Source organism: Streptomyces sparsogenes, assembly GCF_001704635.1.
Taxonomy (GTDB): Bacteria; Actinomycetota; Actinomycetes; order Streptomycetales; family Streptomycetaceae; genus Streptomyces; species Streptomyces sparsogenes.
Genome location: NZ_MAXF01000096.1, coordinates 179,618 through 195,546, shown reverse-complemented (window position 1 = coordinate 195,546; position 15,929 = coordinate 179,618). Strand labels below are relative to the sequence as shown.

Below are 15,929 nucleotides of genomic sequence, written 5' to 3'. Positions count from 1 at the left end.
CGGCGCTGAAAGGGCGGCACACGCGCCGGTGGGCAGCCACCCCGACCGGGGTGGCTGCCCACCGGTGTCGCCCTCCACGGGTGCGGAGGGCCGTGCGGCTCCCGAACGGGTCCGTGTCCCGGGGTCATCCCCCGGTCTTGTAGAGATGCATGCCGGGGATCGTCAGGTCGCCGCCGAACTGCCCGGCCTGGGTGACCGTCACATCGGTGAAGAACACCTCGGGGAGGTTCAGCGGCGGCGGGCTCTTGGGGCTGAAGGTGATCGGGACGATGCCCAGGAGGTTGCCCGACAGCTCCTCGGTGTACATGGTGATCGGGCCGTTGTCGAAGGTGGAGGTGGAGCCCTCGCGCGCGGCCACGTGGGTGGTCGTCCCTCCGGCGCCGACCGTCAGCTGGTGCAGGTCCTTGATCTCAATGCCGCCGGCGGTGAACTTGAGGACCTTCTTGATCTGCCCGCTGTACGTCTTGACCTCGACGATGCCCTCGTAGTTCAGCCCGTGCAGGGTCAGCAGGGTGCTCTTGAGCGTCCAGGGCTCGTCGGGCAGCAGGCTGGAGGTGGGCTCGCCCTCGGCGTTCTCGTACGCCTCCGCGTCGTACGTCGGGCAGGGGAACGGCTCCTTGCCGTCGCCCGACCCGGACGCGGAGGGCGAGGGGGCGGTGGGGGTGGCCGTGGGCGTGGCCCCGTCGGCCTTGTCCTCGCCGGCCTTGTCCCCGGCGTCCTCCGCCGCGTCGCCGGCCTTGTCCTTGGCGTTGTCCGCGGCCTTGTCCGCCTTGTCGGCGGTGTCCTTCGCCGCGTCCCCGGCCTTGTCGGCGGTGTCGCCGACGGGGTCGGAGGGCTTGCTCGACGATCCGGTCGGCGAGCTGGACGGGGACGGGGTGGCGCTCGGCTCGGCGGTCCCCTCCTTGTCGCCGTCCTCGTCGCCGCCCCCGGTGAAGATGTCCTTGATCGCGTCGCCGAGACCCAGCGGGTCGAGCGGGTTCTTGCTCTTGGTCTCGGAGGGGCTCGGCGAGGAGGTGGACTGCTCGGGCGTCTTGTCGTCCGTCTTGCCGTCCGCGTCGTCGCCCGTCTTGCCGCCCGAGGGGGCCGGGTCGGAGGTGGCCGAGGGGGTCGGCGTGGAGCCGGGCTCGTCGGCCTTGCCGTCCCCGCCCTTGCCCGCGGAATCCTTGTCCCCGGAGCCCTTGTCCCCGGAGCCCTTGTCCTCGGAACCCTTGGACGTCTCGCCGGACTTGTCGGTGCTCTTGTCGCCCTTGTCGCCGGCCTTGCTGTCCTTGCTGTCCTTGCTGTCCTTGTCGGCCTCGTCGGTCCGGGTGACGCACGGTCCCGGCTTGTACCGGTCCTCGGCCCGTGAGGTCGCCTGGGCGAGTTGCGGGGTCAGCCCCATGCCCATCAGGACGGCCGTCGGCATGGCGGCGAGGGCTATCGCCTTGCCCGCGGGCATGTGGAAGCGGGTGAGCATCGACTTCTTGGGAGCCGCGTGGCGCGGTCCCGTTCTTGTCCGGCGTGGGCTCGCGGCACCCGCGGCGTCCGCCTCGTCCTGTTCACCCCGCACGGTGCCTCCCATTCCTGGATTCCTGGTCCGGCGCGGCCCCCGCGGTGGCCGGCTCCGGCTCACCGCCGTCCGCGCCATCCGGGCCGGCCGCGCCGTCCTCACCGTCCGCGCCGCCGTCGGGCGCGGGCCCCGCGTCCTTCGCCGGCTGTGCCGCGGGCTCCTCGCCCGGCGCCCAGGCGACGCTCATCCCGCCGCCGAAGAGCGCGAGCAGGAAGCCCACCAAGAAGCCCCCGAAGTTGGAGACGGGGAGCGAGACGAGGCCCAGCAGGATGGTGGCGACTCCCGCGAAGACCCGTACGACGGGCTGGAACCACATGGTCAGGCCCAGCACGATCAGCAGGACGCCGATGATCAGCGAGCCGGATCCGGCGGTGGTGGACATCCGGACGGTCAGCTGACCCAAGGTGACGTTGGCATACGGCAGGTACGCGATCGGCAGCCCGGCCAGGAGCGTCAAAAGCCCTGCCCAGAACGGGCGCTGCCAGCGCCAATGCCTGAAAGCCCTGCGCAGGCGGCTGATACGGTCACGCGCCCCCGGCGACTCGGCACTCAATGAAAACAGCTCCCTGGGGCCGGCGATCTGGACGATCGCGGTGTTCTGATGCGGTACTGATAGGCGCGGTACTGCTGCCCCGACGCCGTTGAGCGATGCCGGGTGAGGGGCGACGACACGGCCCCCCACCCTGCTCAACGCGTCAGAAGCACTCGCTCTTGCCCTTGCTGACGCTCATGGAAAGACCGGGGAGCTTGAACGTGCCCGCGCTGGTCGCCCACGCGGTCTGTTCGACGTTCTCCAGATCCGCCCTGTCGGCTTCCTGGGCGAAGGAGCCGGGGTCCTTCTTGTTCGTGTCGTTCTTGGGACCCTTGGTGGTGTCACCCGCCGCCACACCGATGTTGATGCCCTTGAACACGGCGTCGGCGTCGAGCTGGTCGAGGTCGATGAAGAGGTTCTTCGCCTCGACCTTGTCCTTGCCGTAACCGGCCTTCAGTTTCAGCGAGACATCGCCGAACAGCGGGACCGGAACCACGACCGACTGGCACAGCCCCGTGATCTTGGCGTTCTTGAACGCCGACACGGCGACGGGGATGCGCTTGCCCCCGTGCTGGGCCTCAAGGGTGCCGTACTGGACGAAACCCCTGCCCTCGAGCTTGACGACCTTCACCTTGAACTGCTGGCCGGACACACTGAACGAGGCCGCGAGCGCACCCTGCGCGAGGGCGACACCGATCGCGGCCGTGGCAGCGACGCTCGGCACCATGACAACCGCGAATCGCTTCCATCTGGTCCCGCCACGAGCCTGGGACTCCATGACTTTCCTCCTTCTCGGACGTACATCTCCGGCTGGGGCCGAGACCCGAGCCTGGGATGGGAGAAGTGCTACGTCCTCGGGAAGGAGAGCGCCCACGTCTCACAGGCGCGAACCGCACCCGAAACACCGGCGATCACCCCCGAGCGACAACCACTGGCCACGCCTTCGCGCAACCTCCTGGACAGGCCCTGCCGGAAGGCAGAGACCCCCCTGTCCACGGCCGGCGCCACTGCCGCCGGCCTGCTCGGTGGGGACCCATCGCGCCGACCGCGCCGACCGGTTGCCGGGCTTGGAGGATGGACCGAGCTTGGCCGATCGTGGTCCATCGACGGGCGGGTGCACAAGGGGTTCGTTACCAGCGAGTAACGGGCGAATAACCGTACTGCGGCAGGCCGGTAGAGGCCGGGCACTCAGGGTCGCCGTCACATGACCGGAAACGGGGGGTGATTTGCGGCATGACGGGACAAAAAACTGGCGCTTACTTACTGCCAGTTACAGCGACCGCGTTTACCAAGTTTTGGTAAAGCGCGGCCGCTTCGCTGTTTGAGGTGGCAGGCGTCAGAACAGTACGCGCGCCAGCGCGCCGCGCGCCGCGACCACCCGGGGGTCGTCCGCCCCGATCACCTCGAAGAGCTCCAGCAGGTGCAGGCGCGCGGTCTCGCGGTCCTGCCCGGCGGTGCGCCGCACGGTGTCGACCAAGCGCCCGAAGGCGTCCTCCACATGACCCCCCACCAGGTCCAGGTCCGCCGCCGCGATCTGCGCCGCCGGGTCGGCCGGATGGTCGGCCGCCGCCTTGCGCACCTGCTGCGCGTCCGCCCCCTGCACCCGGCTCAGCAGCTCGGCCTGCGCCAGGCCCAGCTTCGCCTCCGTGTTGCCCGGGTCGTCGGCCAGCACGTTCTTGTACGCCTGCACCGCGCCGCCGAGGTCACCGGCGTCCAGCGCCTCATGGGCCGCAGCGAGCGCGCTGTCGTACGGGGTGGCCGGCTGCGGCGCGGCCGGCTGACCGCCCTCGGCGTCCGCGTCCTGCACCGGGGCGCCCACGATGCCGAACTGCTGCTCGGCCGCCTGGATCAGCTGGTCCAGCACCTGCCGGACCTGCGCCTCGGGCGCCGCGCCCTGGAAGAGGGGCACCGGCTGGCCCGCGACGACCGCGAACACGGCGGGGATGCCCTGCACCCCGAACTGCTGGAAGAGCATCTGGTTGGCGTCGACGTCGATCTTCGCCAGGACGAACCGGCCCGCGTACTCCCCCGCCAGCCGCTCGAGGACCGGACCGAGCTGCTTGCACGGCTCGCACCACTCGGCCCAGAAGTCGATGACGACCGGTACTTCGGTGGAGCGCTGCAGGACGTCCTGCTGGAAACCCGCCTCGTCGACGTCGAAGACCAGACGGGTGGGCGCCGCCGTGCCCTTGCGGGCCGCCTCGGCCCGCGCCCTCTCCGCCTTCTGCTTCGCTTCTCCGGCCGCCTTCACCGCGGCGAGGTCGACCACTCCACTCATGGACATGTTCCGTGGCTGCATGGTCCTATCCTCCCCTCTTCTCGCGGCGAATGGAAAAGCGCACACCCTTACGCTACGAGTCGTAGCGTAACTGGAAGAACCCCGCGAGTTCCAGGGGGCCCGGGCCCCGTCCGGGTAGGGTCACGGGCATGAGCCCGCCAGCGCGGCGCACCGGCCGCCCCCGCAGTGCCGAGGCCGACCGCGCCATTCTCGGTGCGACGAGGGCCGCCCTGGTCGAGCTCGGCTGGTCCAAGCTGACGATGGGCGATGTCGCGGCCCGGGCGGGTGTGGCCAAGACCACCCTCTACCGCCGCTGGGCGAACAAGAGCGAGTTGGTGGTGGACGCGGTGGCGGCGCTCCTCGACGAGCAGCTCGAACTGCCCGACCTGGGGTCGCTGCGCGCCGACGTGGAGGAGACCGTGCTGCGGTTCGCCGCGCTGCTGGAGCGGCCGGAGGCCAGGACCTCGCTGATGGCCGTGGTCGCCGAGGCCACCCACGACGAGGCGCTGCGGGAGCGGATCCGCACCACGATCGTCGACCGGCAGAAGCGGCTGGTGCTGCTCGGCCGCGAGCGGGCCCAGGCCCGCGGCGAGCTGCCGCGGGAGACCGACCCCGCCGCGGCGGCCCGCACCGCGGACCTGATCTTCGATGTGATCGCCGGCGCGGTGGTGCACCGGACGCTGGTGAGCGCCGACGCCGTCGACGCGCCCTGGGCCCGCGACTTCGCGGAGCTGCTGCTCAGCGGGTTCGCCGCGGCGGCCGGCCGGGGCTGCCCCACCTCGGCCGGCCGGCCCGCCCCGGCTCAGAAGCCGGCGGGCTCCGTGTAGCTGCCCCACTCCTCGCGGAGCACGCCGCAGATCTCCCCGAGGGTGGCCTCCGCCCGGACCGCCTCCAGCATCGGCTCGATCATGTTGGAGCCGTCGCGGGCGGCGGCCAGCATGGCCTTCAGCGCGGCGGTCACCCGCGCGTCGTCGCGGGCCTCCTTGCGGGCGGCGAGCACCCGCACCTGCTCGCGCTCGACCTCGTGGCTGACCCGCAGGATCTCCAGGTCGCCGGTCACCGAGCCCTCGTGGCAGTTGACGCCGACGACCTTCTTGTCGCCCTTCTCCAGCGCCCGCTGGTACTGGAAGGCCGACTCGGCGATCTCGCCGGTGAACCAGCCGTCCTCGATGCCGCGCAGGATGCCGGAGGTGATCGGCCCGATGGGGTGCTGCCCGTCCGGCACCGCCCGGCGGCCGCGCTCCTTGATCTGCTCGAAGATCTTCTCGGCGTCGGCCTCGATGCGGTCGGTCAGCGCCTCGACGTACCAGGAACCGCCCAGCGGGTCGGCCACGTTCAGGATGCCGGTCTCCTCCATCAGCACCTGCTGGGTGCGCAGGGCGATCTCGGCGGCCTGCTCGCTGGGCAGCGCGAGCGTCTCGTCCAGGGCGTTGGTGTGCAGCGAGTTGGTGCCGCCGAGCACCGCGGACAGCGCCTCGACGGCGGTGCGCACGACGTTGTTGTACGGCTGCTGGGCGGTGAGCGAGACCCCGGCGGTCTGGGTGTGGAAGCGCAGCCACTGCGCCTTCTCGGTCTTCGCCCCGTACACATCGCGCATCCAGCGGGCCCAGATACGGCGGGCCGCGCGGAACTTGGCGATCTCCTCGAAGAAATCGATGTGCGCGTCGAAGAAGAAGGACAGGCCGGGTGCGAAGGTGTCGACGTCGAGACCGCGGGAGAGCCCCAGCTCGACGTAGCCGAAGCCGTCGGCGAGGGTGTACGCGAGCTCCTGCGCGGCCGTGGCCCCGGCCTCGCGGATGTGGTAGCCGGAGACCGACAGCGGCTTGTACGCGGGGATGCCGCGCGCGCAGTGCTCCATCAGGTCGCCGATCAGGCGCAGATGGGGCTCGGGCTGGAAGAGCCACTCCTTCTGGGCGATGTACTCCTTGAAGATGTCCGTCTGGAGCGTGCCGTTCAGCACGGAGGTGTCGACGCCCTGGCGCTCGGCGGCGACCAGGTACATGCAGAAGACGGGGACGGCGGGGCCGCTGATCGTCATGGAGGTGGTGACGTCGCCGAGCGGGATGTCCTTGAAGAGGATCTCCATGTCGGCGGCGGAGTCGATGGCGACGCCGCAGTGGCCGACCTCGCCCAGCGAGCGCGGGTCGTCGGAGTCGCGGCCCATCAGCGTCGGCATGTCGAAGGCCACCGACAGGCCGCCGCCGCCCGCCTTGAGGATCATCTTGTAGCGCTCGTTGGTCTGCTCGGCGTTTCCGAACCCGGCGAACTGGCGGATGGTCCAGGCGCGGCCGCGGTAGCCGGTCGAGTACAGCCCTCGGGTGAAGGGGAACTCGCCGGGCCAGCCGATGCGCTCGAAGCCCGCGACGCTGTCGCCCGGGGCCGGCCCGTAGACCGGATCCACGGGGTCCCCGGAAAGCGTCGAGAAGTCGGCCTCACGCTTGCGTGCCGCGTCGTACCGGGCCTGCCAGCGCTGGCGGCCCGCCTCAATGCCTTCGGCGTCCATGCTCCAAATTTACTAGGACGTCAAACTATTTGTCGACGCGACACGGGCCACACCGGTCCGGCCCGGGGTACGGCGAACCGCCGGGGCCGGTGGACCCGGCCGTCGGCGGGGCGGGCCGGTCAGGCCTTGGCGGGCTCCGGCTCGGCGCCGCTGACCAGCGGCTCGATCTCGGCCACGACCTTGCGCTCGACGAAGAAGACTGCCGTGGGGACGGTGCCGGCGAGCAGCACCCAGGCCAGCTTGCCGAAGGGCCACTTCGCCTTGGAGCCCAGGTCGAAGGCGAAGACCAGGTAGAGGACGTACAGCCAGCCGTGCGCGATACCGACGATGCTGACGAAGCCGGACGCGCCGTCCACGTCCAGCAGGTACTTGGCGATCACGCCGAGCGTGAGCAGGATCAGCAGGACGCCCGTGACATAGGCCATGGTCCGGTAGCGCGTCAATACGCTTCGCTTCATGACGTCGAGCGTAACCGCCCGTTCCGGGGCGATCTTCGCCACCCCCCGCCCGTGTTACTCGGCGTCGAAGTCGCCCGCGGCGACGCGCAGCGGCCGCAGCACCTCGAAGATGCGCGAGCAGTCCTCGGCGTCGTACACGCCCAGGCCGAAGTCCATCGCCATCAGGTCGCGGGTGGCCGACTCGACCACCTCGCGGCCCCGGTCGGTGATCGAGGCGAGCGTCCCGCGGCCGTCGTTCGGGTTCGGCCGCTTGGCCACCAGCCCGGACCTGACCAGGCGGTCCACGGTGTTGGTCACCGAGGTGGGGTGGACCATCAGCCGCTCGCCGATCTTGGACATGGGCAGCTCGCCGGACTGGGAGAAGGTGAGCAGCACCAGCGCCTCGTAGCGGGCGAAGGTCAGCCCGTACGGCTTGACCACCGCGTCGACCTGGCCGAGCAGGATCTGCTGGGCCCGCATGATCGAGGTGATCGCGGCCATCGAGGGGACGGACCCCCACCGTCGCTTCCACAGTTCGTCTGCGCGGGCGATGGGGTCGAAGGAGAGGCTGAGCGGCTTGGGCACGTAACCGACCCTACCGGCCGGTCACATCATGGTCAGCCCAGTCTCACGTTTCGGATGGGTCCGCCCCGCCGCGCCGCACCCGAGCCACCACCAGCAGGGAGCCGACCGTGCCGCACACCCCCGCCCCGGTGACCACCAGGTGCACCGGCGCCAGCTCGGCGGCCGCGCCCGCCACCGCCATGCCCAGGCCCTGCGCGGTCATCAGCCCGGCCGCCATCACCGTCAGCGCCCGTCCCCGCAGCTCCTCCGGCACGGCCGCCACGAACCACTGGTCGAGCCCCAGGCCGTAGGACATGCCGAAGCCCGTGGCCACCTGGAGCGCCAGCGCCCAGCCGAAGGAGGGCTCGAAGACGTACCCCAGGGACGGCAGCGCGCACACCACCGCCACCACCAGGGTCAGCCGGGCCCGGCCGGCCGGGCCGAGCAGCGTGCCCGCCAGGGTCTCGCTGACGATCGCGCCGACCGGCATCCCGCACATCAGCAGCCCGAGCCCGGTCGAGTCGAAGCCCAGCCGGTCGGAGTACGGGGTCAGCAGCGCCTCCGACATCACCACGAACGTGGGCGGCACCCAGCTGAGCAGGAACAGGACCCGGATCCGGGGCACGGCGAACAACTGCCGCATGCCGCGCAGCGAGTCGCCGAGCAGCGCGCCGCGCCGGCCGTCCGCGCGGGCCGGGCGGCGGCGGGTGCCCAGCCGCAGCACCAGCGCCGAGCCCACGAACGAGGCCGCCGTGATCGCGAGCACCGCGCGCGGCGAGACCGCGGTCAGCAGCAGCCCGCCCGCGGCGAAGCCCGCGAGCTGAGCGCCCTGCGCGCTGAGCCGGATGACCGACCGGCCCAGTACGAACAGATCACCCTCCCCCAGGATGTCGCTGAGCGTCGCGGCCCGCGTGCCGGTGAAGACCGGGGAGATCGCGGCGGGCACGCAGCGCAGCGCCAGCAGCAGCCAGACGGGCGCGCCCGGCACCACCATCGTGGCCACGCAGGCGGCGCTGGCCAGGTCGCACACGACGAGGACGCGGCGGGCCGGGTAGCGGTCGGCCACGGCGGACAGCAGGGTGCCGCCGACCACGTACGGCAGCAGGGCGAAGGCGAAGGCCAGGGCGCTCAGCAGCGGGGAGCCGGTGGTCCGGTAGACCAGGACGGACAGCGCGATCCCGCAGACCACCTCGCCGAGCATCGACATCACATGCGCGACGAACACGGCCCGGAACTCGCGCACCGCGAACACGGCGAGGTAGCCGGCGCCTCCCGGGAGGGGTTCCGTGGGGGCGGGCACCCCGGCGCCGTCGGCCGCGGGCTCGGGTCGGGAGGCGTCTGCGGCAGGGCGCGGCGAGGTGGGGTCCGTCGTCCCGGACCCGGAAGGCGTTGGCATGGCCGCAGCGTGCCCCGGCGGCCTGGGAAGCTCTAGTGTTTCGGCCCGAGACGAATCTTGAAACGAACCACGAATCTTGAGACGAACCTCGAGGCGCGCCTCGAGACGAACCATGAGGGGCATCCCGACGAAGGGGGGAGACATGCCGCTGCGCATGAGCTTCGGGACGGACGACTTACTGCGCTGCCGGTTCGCCATCTCCCCGCTGGGCCAGACCCACGAGGCGGTACGGACGCTGCTGCGCCCCGAGCGGTACCCCTACCACCTGCCGTGGCTGCGCCGGGTCCGCCCGGCCGTGGCCGGGCTCGACCTCTCCCTGTTCACGCTGTTCATCCCGATCCGCGGCTACACCCCCGACTTCCTGGGGCCGCCGCCGGAGGTGCCGTACCCCTCGGTCCAGGAGGAGCTGGCGCGGCTGCGGGCCACCGAGCCGGCGGCCGCCCACCGGGAGATGGTGCGGTCCATGGCCTTCACGCCGGGGGCGGCCGAGTCCCCGGCCGGGCGGGCGCTGCTGGACGACCCGGCGCGGGCGGTGCGGCGGCTCGCGGATCTGACCGAGCGGGTCTGGCACGCGCTGCTCGCCCCGGACTGGCCCCGGGTGCGCGCCCTGCTGGAGGCCGATGTGGCCTACCGCGCCCGGCAGCTCGCCGACGGCGGGCTGGAGCGGCTCTTCGCCGATCTGCGCCCGATGGTTGACTGGTCCGATGGGCGGCTGACGGTCAGCACCCGGGGCGGGGACCCGGAGGTGCAGCCGCTGGACGGCCGGGGCCTGCTGCTGATGCCGAGCGTCTTCGTCTGGCCGGACGTGGTGAGCGGCTTCGCCCCGCCGTGGCAGCCGACGGTGATCTACCCGGCGCGGGGGGTGGGCAGGCTCTGGCAGGAGCCCGTCGAGCGCGCGGCGGACGCGCTCGTACGGCTCCTCGGCGCCAACCGCGCGGCCGTCCTCAGCGGCCTGGAGGAGCCCGCCTCCACGACGGCGCTGGCCCAGCGGCTGGGCCTGGCGCCGTCGTCGGTCTCGGCGCACCTGGCGGTGCTGCGCTCGGCCGGCCTGCTGACGTCGCGCCGCGACGGCCACCGGGTGCTGTACGAGCGCACGCCGCTGGGCACGGCGCTGCTGGAGGGGGACGGGGCGTAGGCGGTGTGTCGGGCTCAGCCCGCCAGGTGCCGCTCGACCGTCTCGACCTTCGAGGTGAGCCCGTCCGTCACGCCCGGCCGGATGTCCGCCTTGAGGACCACGGACACCCGCGGCGCCCGTGCCTCGACGGCCGCGACCGCGCGCTTGACGACGTCCATGACCTCGTCCCACTCGCCCTCGACGGAGGTGAACATCGCGTCCGTGCGGTTGGGCAGGCCGGACTCGCGCACCACCCGCACCGCGTCGGCGACGTACTCCCCCACGTCCTCGCCGACGCCGAGCGGGGTCACGGAGAAGGCGACGATCATGCGTTGACCACGCCTTCCCGGCGGGCGCGGGCGGCGATCACGCTGGCCTCGGCCTCCCGCTTGAGCTTGCGCTCGGCGAAGAAGCCGCCGGTCGGCAGCACCGAGAGCACGAAGTAGATCGCGGCGGTCTTGCGGTCCCACTGGGCGCGCTTCCAGGCGTCCAGCCAGAAGACCAGGTACAGGATGAACAGGACGCCGTGCACCATCCCCATCACCGGGACGGCGTTGAAGTCGGTCGTGCGCTTGAGCACCGAGCAGACGAGCAGCAGCAGGAAGGAGACGGCCTCGGGAGCGGAGACCAGGCGGAGCCTCCGCAGGGCGGTGGCGGTCTTGAAGTCCACGGGAGCAGCAACCTTAGGAGAGAGGACGGCCGGATGACACGGGCGAGAGCTTGTGAAGCGATGCACAAGCTCCCCTGGCATTGTCGCAGCCCCGAACCCGATCACCGCGCCGGGGTCCGGCTGTCCCTGTTCCGCGTCGTTCGGTCCCGATAACGTCGGATCCGTGGCTCAGTTTCGGCTCCAGGGGAGCAAGGTGCTCGCCGTCGACATGACCGGCGATTCCGTGAAGGCCAAGAACGGCTCGATGGTCGCGTACGAGGGGGAGATGTCCTTCAAGAAGAAAACCGGCGGCGGGGACGGTCTGCGCGGGATGGTGACCCGGCGGCTCACCGGCGAGCAGATGGCGATCATGGAGGTCAAGGGGCACGGCACCTGCTACTTCGCCGACCGGGCGAGCGAGATCAACCTGGTGTCGCTGCACGGCGAGACGCTGTATGTGGAGGCGAGCAATCTGCTGTGCGCGGACGCCGCGCTGCGCACCGGGACCTCCTTCACCGGGCTGCGGGGTTCGGCGCAGGGCAACGGCCTGTTCACCACGACCGTCGAGGGCAGCGGCCAGGCGGCGATCCTCTCCGACGGCACGGCGGTGGTGCTGCGCGTCACCCCCGAGCTGCCGCTTCAGGTGGACCCGGGCGCGTACATCGCCCATACGGGCAAGCTCAAGCAGCACTTCCAGTCCGGGGTGAACTTCCGCACGTTCATAGGCGAGAGTTCGGGCGAGGCGTTCCAGATCCGCTTCGAGGGCGAGGGACTGGTGTACGTACAGCCGAGCGAGCGCAACACGATCGGTGGGGACCTCTGATGCCCTTCAACGTCTTGAACTCGCGGATGGTCGAGGCGCAGGTGCAGCCCGGCCAGACGCTCTTCAGCCAGCGCGGCGCGATGCTGGCCTACCGGGGCGAGGTGCGGTTCACGCCCAGCATCACCGGCGGGCAGCGCGGGGTGATGGGCATGATCGGCCGCCGGGTCGCGGGCGAGGCGACCCCGCTGATGACCGTCGAGGGCAGCGGCACGGTGATGTTCGGCCACGGCGGCCACCATGTCGAGGTGATCCATCTGTCCGGCGAGACGCTCTACGTCGAGGCAGACCGGCTGCTGGCCTTCGACGGGTCGCTGCGCCAGGGCACGATGTTCATGGGCTCGCAGGGCGGGGTGATGGGCATCGTGCGCGGACAGGTCACCGGCCAGGGGCTCTTCACGACGACGCTGGAGGGGCACGGCTCGGCGGCGGTCATGGCGCACGGCGGGGTGATCCAGCTGCCGATCACCCCCGGGCGCCCGGTCCACGTCGATCCGCAGGCCTATGTCGCCCACCGCGGGGACGTGCGCAACAAGCTCTCGGCCGCGCTCGGCTGGCGCGAGATGGTCGGCCGCGGCTCGGGGGAGGCGTTCCAGCTGGAGCTCTCGGGCAGCGGCACGGTGTATGTCCAGGCATCGGAGGAGAAGCTGTGAACGGCCCCGTCATCCACGACGCGTACACCCTTCCGGCCGACGACAACATCAACCCGTACGCCTTCAGCGTGGAGCTGAACGGCCAGTGGTTCCTCCAGAAGGGGAAGATGATCGCCTACTACGGGCAGATCGACTTCCAGGGCGTGGGCCTGGGCCGGCTGGACCGCCTGATCGCGCACAGCTTCCACTCCCCGCTGCACGCGGCCGACTGGGTGGTGGCCGAGGGGCGGGGCAAGATGGTGCTCGCGGACCGGGCCTTCGACGTCAACTCCTACGACCTCGACGACGGCAACCTCACCATCCGGTCCGGCAATCTGCTGGCGTTCCAGCCCTCGCTGTCCCTCAAGCAGTCGATCGTCCCGGGGTTCCTGACCCTCATCGGCACCGGCAAGTTCGTCGCGGCCTCCAACGGCCCGGTGGTCTTCATGGAGCCGCCGATCCGGGTGGACCCGCAGGCCCTCGTCGGCTGGGCGGACTGCCCGACGCCCAATCACCACTACGATCACGAGTATCTGCGCGGCTTCCTCGGCGGGGTCCGCGCGCACACCGGTATCGGGGGCACCTCGGGTGAGGAGCACCAGTTCGAGTTCGTCGGCGCGGGGACGGTACTGCTCCAGTCGACGGAGGAACTCATCGCCGAGGTGCCGACGGGGCACACCGGGGGTACCGGTTCGTGAGCGCGAGCATGCGGAGTGTAACGTCGAACAGGTGACCTCACATCCATTGGTTCGAAATTCAACTTCTACAGGTAGAATATTTCCCATGGAGACCGAGAACGGCACGCGCTGGCTCAGCGACGAGGAACAACGCGCCTGGCGGATTCACCTGGACGTCAGCAGGCTGCTGACCTACCAGCTCGAACGAGACCTCCAGCCGTTCGGACTGACGATGAACGACTACGAGATCCTGGTCAACCTCTCGGAGTCGGAAGGCCACCGGATGCGCATGAGCGACCTCGCCGCCGCCACGCTGCAGTCCAAGAGCCGCCTCTCCCACCAGATCACCCGGATGGAGAACGCCGGCCTGGTCCGCCGCGAGAACTGCGAGTCGGACCGGCGCGGGCTCTACGCGGTGCTGACCGAAGACGGCTGGGAGACCATGCGCAAGGTCGCGCCGCACCACGTCGAGTCGGTGCGCAAGCACTTCATCGACCTGCTCAGCCCGGAGGCCCTCGAGGCCGTCCACGACTCCCTGACCCCGATCGCCGACCACCTGCGCGCCCAGCGCGGCCGCGTCTAGGCGCTCCGGACCGACCGGGTCTCAGCCGGCCCGGATTGACCGGGTCTCAGCCGACCCGGACCGGAGCGGACCGCGCGGCCCGGGGCAACCGCACCTCGAACAGCGCACCCCCGCCCGGCGCGTCCCGCACGCCCAGGCGCCCGCCGTGCCGCAGCACCACGTCGCGCGCGATGGCGAGGCCGAGCCCGGCCCCGCCATCGTCGCGGCTGCGCGCGTCGTCGAGCCGTACGAACCGCTCGAAGACGCGCTCCCGCTCCCCCTCGGGCACCCCGCTCCCGTCGTCGGCGACCTCCACGACCCCCCAGTCGCCCTCCTCCCGCACCGTCACCCGCACCTCCTCGCGGGCGTGCCGCTGCGCGTTGTCCACCAGGTTCCCCAGCACCCGCGCCAGCTGCCCGCGCGACCCCGCGACCTCCACCGGCCCCAGCTCGCACCGCACCGCCACCCGGTCCCCCACCCGCTGCGCCAGCTCCTCGCGCACCAGCTCGGCCAGCGCCACCCGCGCCCCCGAGGGCCGCTCCCCGGCGTCCAGCCGGGCCAGCAGCAGCAGATCGCCCGCCAGCCGCTGCAGCCGCACCACGTCCGCCACGGCGCCGTCCACGTCCAGCAGCTCCGGATGGGCCGCGCCCACCTCCAGCTGGGTGCGCAGCGAGGCGATGGGGCTGCGCAGCTCGTGGGACGCGTCGGCGACGAACGCCCGCTGCCGCTCCACGGCCGCCTCCAGCGCCGCGAGCGTCTCGTTCGTCGTCCGGGCCAGCCGGGCCACCTCGTCCCGCGAGGCGGGCACCGGCACCCGCCGGGTCAGGTCCGTACTGGCCGTTATGGCGGCCATCTCCCGGCGGATCCCCTCCACCGGCCGCAGGGCGCGCCGGGTCACCAGCCAGGTCACCGCCGCCACCACCGCCAACAGCACGGGCAGTCCGAGCAGCATCGCGTCCCGCACCGATCCGACCGTCCCGGTGGCGAGCGGGGCGCCCGCGTACACCGTGACGGACTCCTCCGCCGGGGTGACCACCCGCACCGCGGCCCACTGATAGTCCGCTTCGTCCCCGTCCACCCGGGCGGTGCCCTCGGTGAACCGGGGTTCCTCGGTCGACACGCTCCCGGGGTCGTCCTCGTCCTCCACCTTGACGCGCACCGGCACCACCGAACGGCTCCCCGCCCCCGTCACGGCCTCCAGGTCGTCGCTCACCGCCCGCACCCGGCCCTGCCGGTCCACGATCTGCACCGGGTCCTCGCCCAGCCCCAGCCCGCCGAACCGCACCCCGGCCGCGACCTTCGAGGCCACCGAGCGCGCCCGCACCTCGGATTGCAGCCTGGCCTGCTCCGACAGATTCGCCCGCAGCACCCCCAGCACCGCCACCCCCGCCGCGACCAGCGCCACCGCGACCACGAGCGTCGCCCCCACCGCGGCCCGCGCCCGCACCGAAGCCCTACGCACGGGACCCCACCAGCCGGTATCCGGCCCCGCGTACGGTCTCGATGACGCCCGCCCCGAGCTTCCGCCGCAGCGCGCTCACATACACCTCGACGATGTTGGGGTCGCCCTCGTACGCGAAGTCCCACACGTGCTCGAGGATCTCCGCCTTCGAGACGACCTCCCCCGGCCGCACCACCAGCTGCTCCAGCACGGAGAACTCCTTGGCGGTCAGCGCGGCCTCGCTCCCGTCCCGCTCGACCCGGCGGGCTCCGCGGTCCACCACCAGGTCCCCCACCCGCACCACCGGCGAGGCGCCCTGCCCCCGGCGGCGCAGCAGCGCCCGTACGCGCGCGAGCAGCACCACGTACGAGAACGGCTTGGTCAGGTAGTCGTCGGCGCCCGTGTCGAGCCCCTCGGCCTCGTCGTACTCCCCGTCCTTCGCCGTCAGCATCAGGATCGGCACCTCGCACCCCGCGGCCCGCAGCGCGGCACACACCCGGTAGCCGTTCATCCCAGGCAGCATGATGTCGAGGACGACCAGGTCGTACGCCCCCTCCTGGGCCCGGTGCAGCCCCTCGCGCCCGTCGTGCGCCACGTCCACGGCGAAGCCCTCCGCCATGAGCCCCTTGGCCAGCGACAACGCGAGCCGACGCTCGTCCTCCACGATCAGCAAACGCATGGGGAAAGCCTCGCAGAGACAACCTGAAGATCCCTTCAGGTGACTTCAGCCTGGCTTCAGCCACCCCCCGGCACTGTGGTTCACGTCAACACAACC

The 15,929-nt window shown here is 71.6% G+C and carries 18 protein-coding genes; 6 read left to right on the top strand and 12 right to left on the bottom strand.

Annotated elements, in window-relative coordinates:
• Positions 1 to 124: 124 nt before the first annotated feature.
• From BBH68_RS20860 to BBH68_RS20845, 4 genes are all read right to left on the bottom strand, one after another.
• On the bottom strand, positions 125 to 1,561 hold the full coding sequence (locus BBH68_RS20860) for a hydrogenase expression protein HypF (protein ID WP_245738168.1): 1,437 nt from the start codon (positions 1,559 to 1,561) through the stop codon (positions 125 to 127).
• Positions 1,539 to 2,102 (bottom strand): DUF6114 domain-containing protein, encoded by a 564-nt coding sequence (locus BBH68_RS20855; protein WP_065964713.1) that lies wholly within the window; start codon positions 2,100 to 2,102, stop codon positions 1,539 to 1,541. Before BBH68_RS20855 ends, BBH68_RS20860 begins: the two co-directional genes overlap by 23 nt.
• A gap of 142 nt (positions 2,103 to 2,244) precedes the next feature.
• Entirely contained in the window at positions 2,245 to 2,859 is a 615-nt protein-coding gene (locus BBH68_RS20850) for a DUF6230 family protein (RefSeq protein WP_065964711.1), read from the bottom strand.
• A gap of 558 nt (positions 2,860 to 3,417) precedes the next feature.
• A complete protein-coding gene (locus BBH68_RS20845; protein WP_065964709.1) occupies positions 3,418 to 4,380 on the bottom strand; it encodes a tetratricopeptide repeat protein in 963 nt (320 codons plus the stop codon).
• Positions 4,381 to 4,508: 128 nt separating this feature from the next.
• On the opposite strand from BBH68_RS20845, the gene BBH68_RS20840 reads away from it, so the two are divergent.
• Entirely contained in the window at positions 4,509 to 5,186 is a 678-nt protein-coding gene (locus tag BBH68_RS20840; protein ID WP_065964708.1) for a TetR/AcrR family transcriptional regulator, read from the top strand.
• On the opposite strand, the gene icmA is transcribed toward BBH68_RS20840, so the two are convergent.
• From icmA to BBH68_RS20820, 4 genes are all read right to left on the bottom strand, one after another.
• Complete coding sequence (gene icmA / locus BBH68_RS20835; RefSeq protein ID WP_065964707.1) at positions 5,162 to 6,862, bottom strand: coenzyme B12-dependent isobutyryl-CoA mutase large subunit; 1,701 nt, start codon at positions 6,860 to 6,862, stop codon at positions 5,162 to 5,164. The genes BBH68_RS20840 and icmA overlap by 25 nt on opposite strands.
• 119 nt (positions 6,863 to 6,981) lie before the next feature.
• Positions 6,982 to 7,320: a DUF3817 domain-containing protein gene (locus BBH68_RS20830; protein WP_065964792.1), complete on the bottom strand. Its 339-nt coding sequence runs from the start codon at positions 7,318 to 7,320 to the stop codon at positions 6,982 to 6,984.
• A 54-nt stretch (positions 7,321 to 7,374) separates the two neighbouring features.
• On the bottom strand, positions 7,375 to 7,884 hold the full coding sequence (locus BBH68_RS20825; protein ID WP_065964705.1) for a MarR family transcriptional regulator: 510 nt from the start codon (positions 7,882 to 7,884) through the stop codon (positions 7,375 to 7,377).
• 43 nt (positions 7,885 to 7,927) lie between these two features.
• Positions 7,928 to 9,259 carry an MFS transporter gene (locus tag BBH68_RS20820; RefSeq protein WP_065964703.1) on the bottom strand — a complete coding sequence of 444 codons (1,332 nt, stop codon included), beginning with the start codon at positions 9,257 to 9,259 and terminating at the stop codon, positions 7,928 to 7,930.
• 142 nt (positions 9,260 to 9,401) lie between these two features.
• Here BBH68_RS20820 and BBH68_RS20815 point away from each other — a divergent pair, with 142 nt between their 5' ends.
• On the top strand, positions 9,402 to 10,394 hold the full coding sequence (locus BBH68_RS20815; protein WP_065964701.1) for an ArsR/SmtB family transcription factor: 993 nt from the start codon (positions 9,402 to 9,404) through the stop codon (positions 10,392 to 10,394).
• Positions 10,395 to 10,408: 14 nt separating this feature from the next.
• Here the strand turns inward: BBH68_RS20815 and BBH68_RS20810 are convergent, their stop codons facing one another.
• Complete coding sequence (locus BBH68_RS20810; RefSeq protein WP_065964694.1) at positions 10,409 to 10,702, bottom strand: MTH1187 family thiamine-binding protein; 294 nt, start codon at positions 10,700 to 10,702, stop codon at positions 10,409 to 10,411.
• Positions 10,699 to 11,043 carry a DUF3817 domain-containing protein gene (locus BBH68_RS20805; RefSeq protein WP_065964692.1) on the bottom strand — a complete coding sequence of 115 codons (345 nt, stop codon included), beginning with the start codon at positions 11,041 to 11,043 and terminating at the stop codon, positions 10,699 to 10,701. The genes BBH68_RS20810 and BBH68_RS20805 overlap by 4 nt, the downstream gene beginning before the upstream one ends.
• A 163-nt stretch (positions 11,044 to 11,206) precedes the next feature.
• On the opposite strand from BBH68_RS20805, the gene BBH68_RS20800 reads away from it, so the two are divergent.
• The 4 genes from BBH68_RS20800 to BBH68_RS20785 all read left to right on the top strand — a co-directional run bounded on the left by BBH68_RS20800 (position 11,207) and on the right by BBH68_RS20785 (position 13,734).
• Positions 11,207 to 11,845 (top strand): AIM24 family protein, encoded by a 639-nt coding sequence (locus BBH68_RS20800; RefSeq protein ID WP_076970748.1) that lies wholly within the window; start codon positions 11,207 to 11,209, stop codon positions 11,843 to 11,845.
• Positions 11,845 to 12,495: an AIM24 family protein gene (locus BBH68_RS20795; RefSeq protein ID WP_065964686.1), complete on the top strand. Its 651-nt coding sequence runs from the start codon at positions 11,845 to 11,847 to the stop codon at positions 12,493 to 12,495. The genes BBH68_RS20800 and BBH68_RS20795 overlap by 1 nt, the downstream gene beginning before the upstream one ends.
• Positions 12,492 to 13,172 carry an AIM24 family protein gene (locus tag BBH68_RS20790; protein WP_065964684.1) on the top strand — a complete coding sequence of 227 codons (681 nt, stop codon included), beginning with the start codon at positions 12,492 to 12,494 and terminating at the stop codon, positions 13,170 to 13,172. Before BBH68_RS20795 ends, BBH68_RS20790 begins: the two co-directional genes overlap by 4 nt.
• 85 nt (positions 13,173 to 13,257) lie before the next feature.
• The gene (locus tag BBH68_RS20785) at positions 13,258 to 13,734 is read left to right on the top strand and encodes a MarR family winged helix-turn-helix transcriptional regulator (RefSeq protein ID WP_065964680.1); all 477 of its coding nucleotides are present in this window, start codon (positions 13,258 to 13,260) and stop codon (positions 13,732 to 13,734) included.
• A 46-nt stretch (positions 13,735 to 13,780) separates the two neighbouring features.
• Here the strand turns inward: BBH68_RS20785 and BBH68_RS20780 are convergent, their stop codons facing one another.
• Together BBH68_RS20780 and BBH68_RS20775 are read right to left on the bottom strand one after the other, a co-directional pair.
• A complete protein-coding gene (locus BBH68_RS20780; protein WP_065964673.1) occupies positions 13,781 to 15,175 on the bottom strand; it encodes a sensor histidine kinase in 1,395 nt (464 codons plus the stop codon).
• Positions 15,168 to 15,833: a response regulator transcription factor gene (locus tag BBH68_RS20775; protein ID WP_065964668.1), complete on the bottom strand. Its 666-nt coding sequence runs from the start codon at positions 15,831 to 15,833 to the stop codon at positions 15,168 to 15,170. Before BBH68_RS20775 ends, BBH68_RS20780 begins: the two co-directional genes overlap by 8 nt.
• Between the last annotated feature and the right edge of the window lie 96 nt (positions 15,834 to 15,929).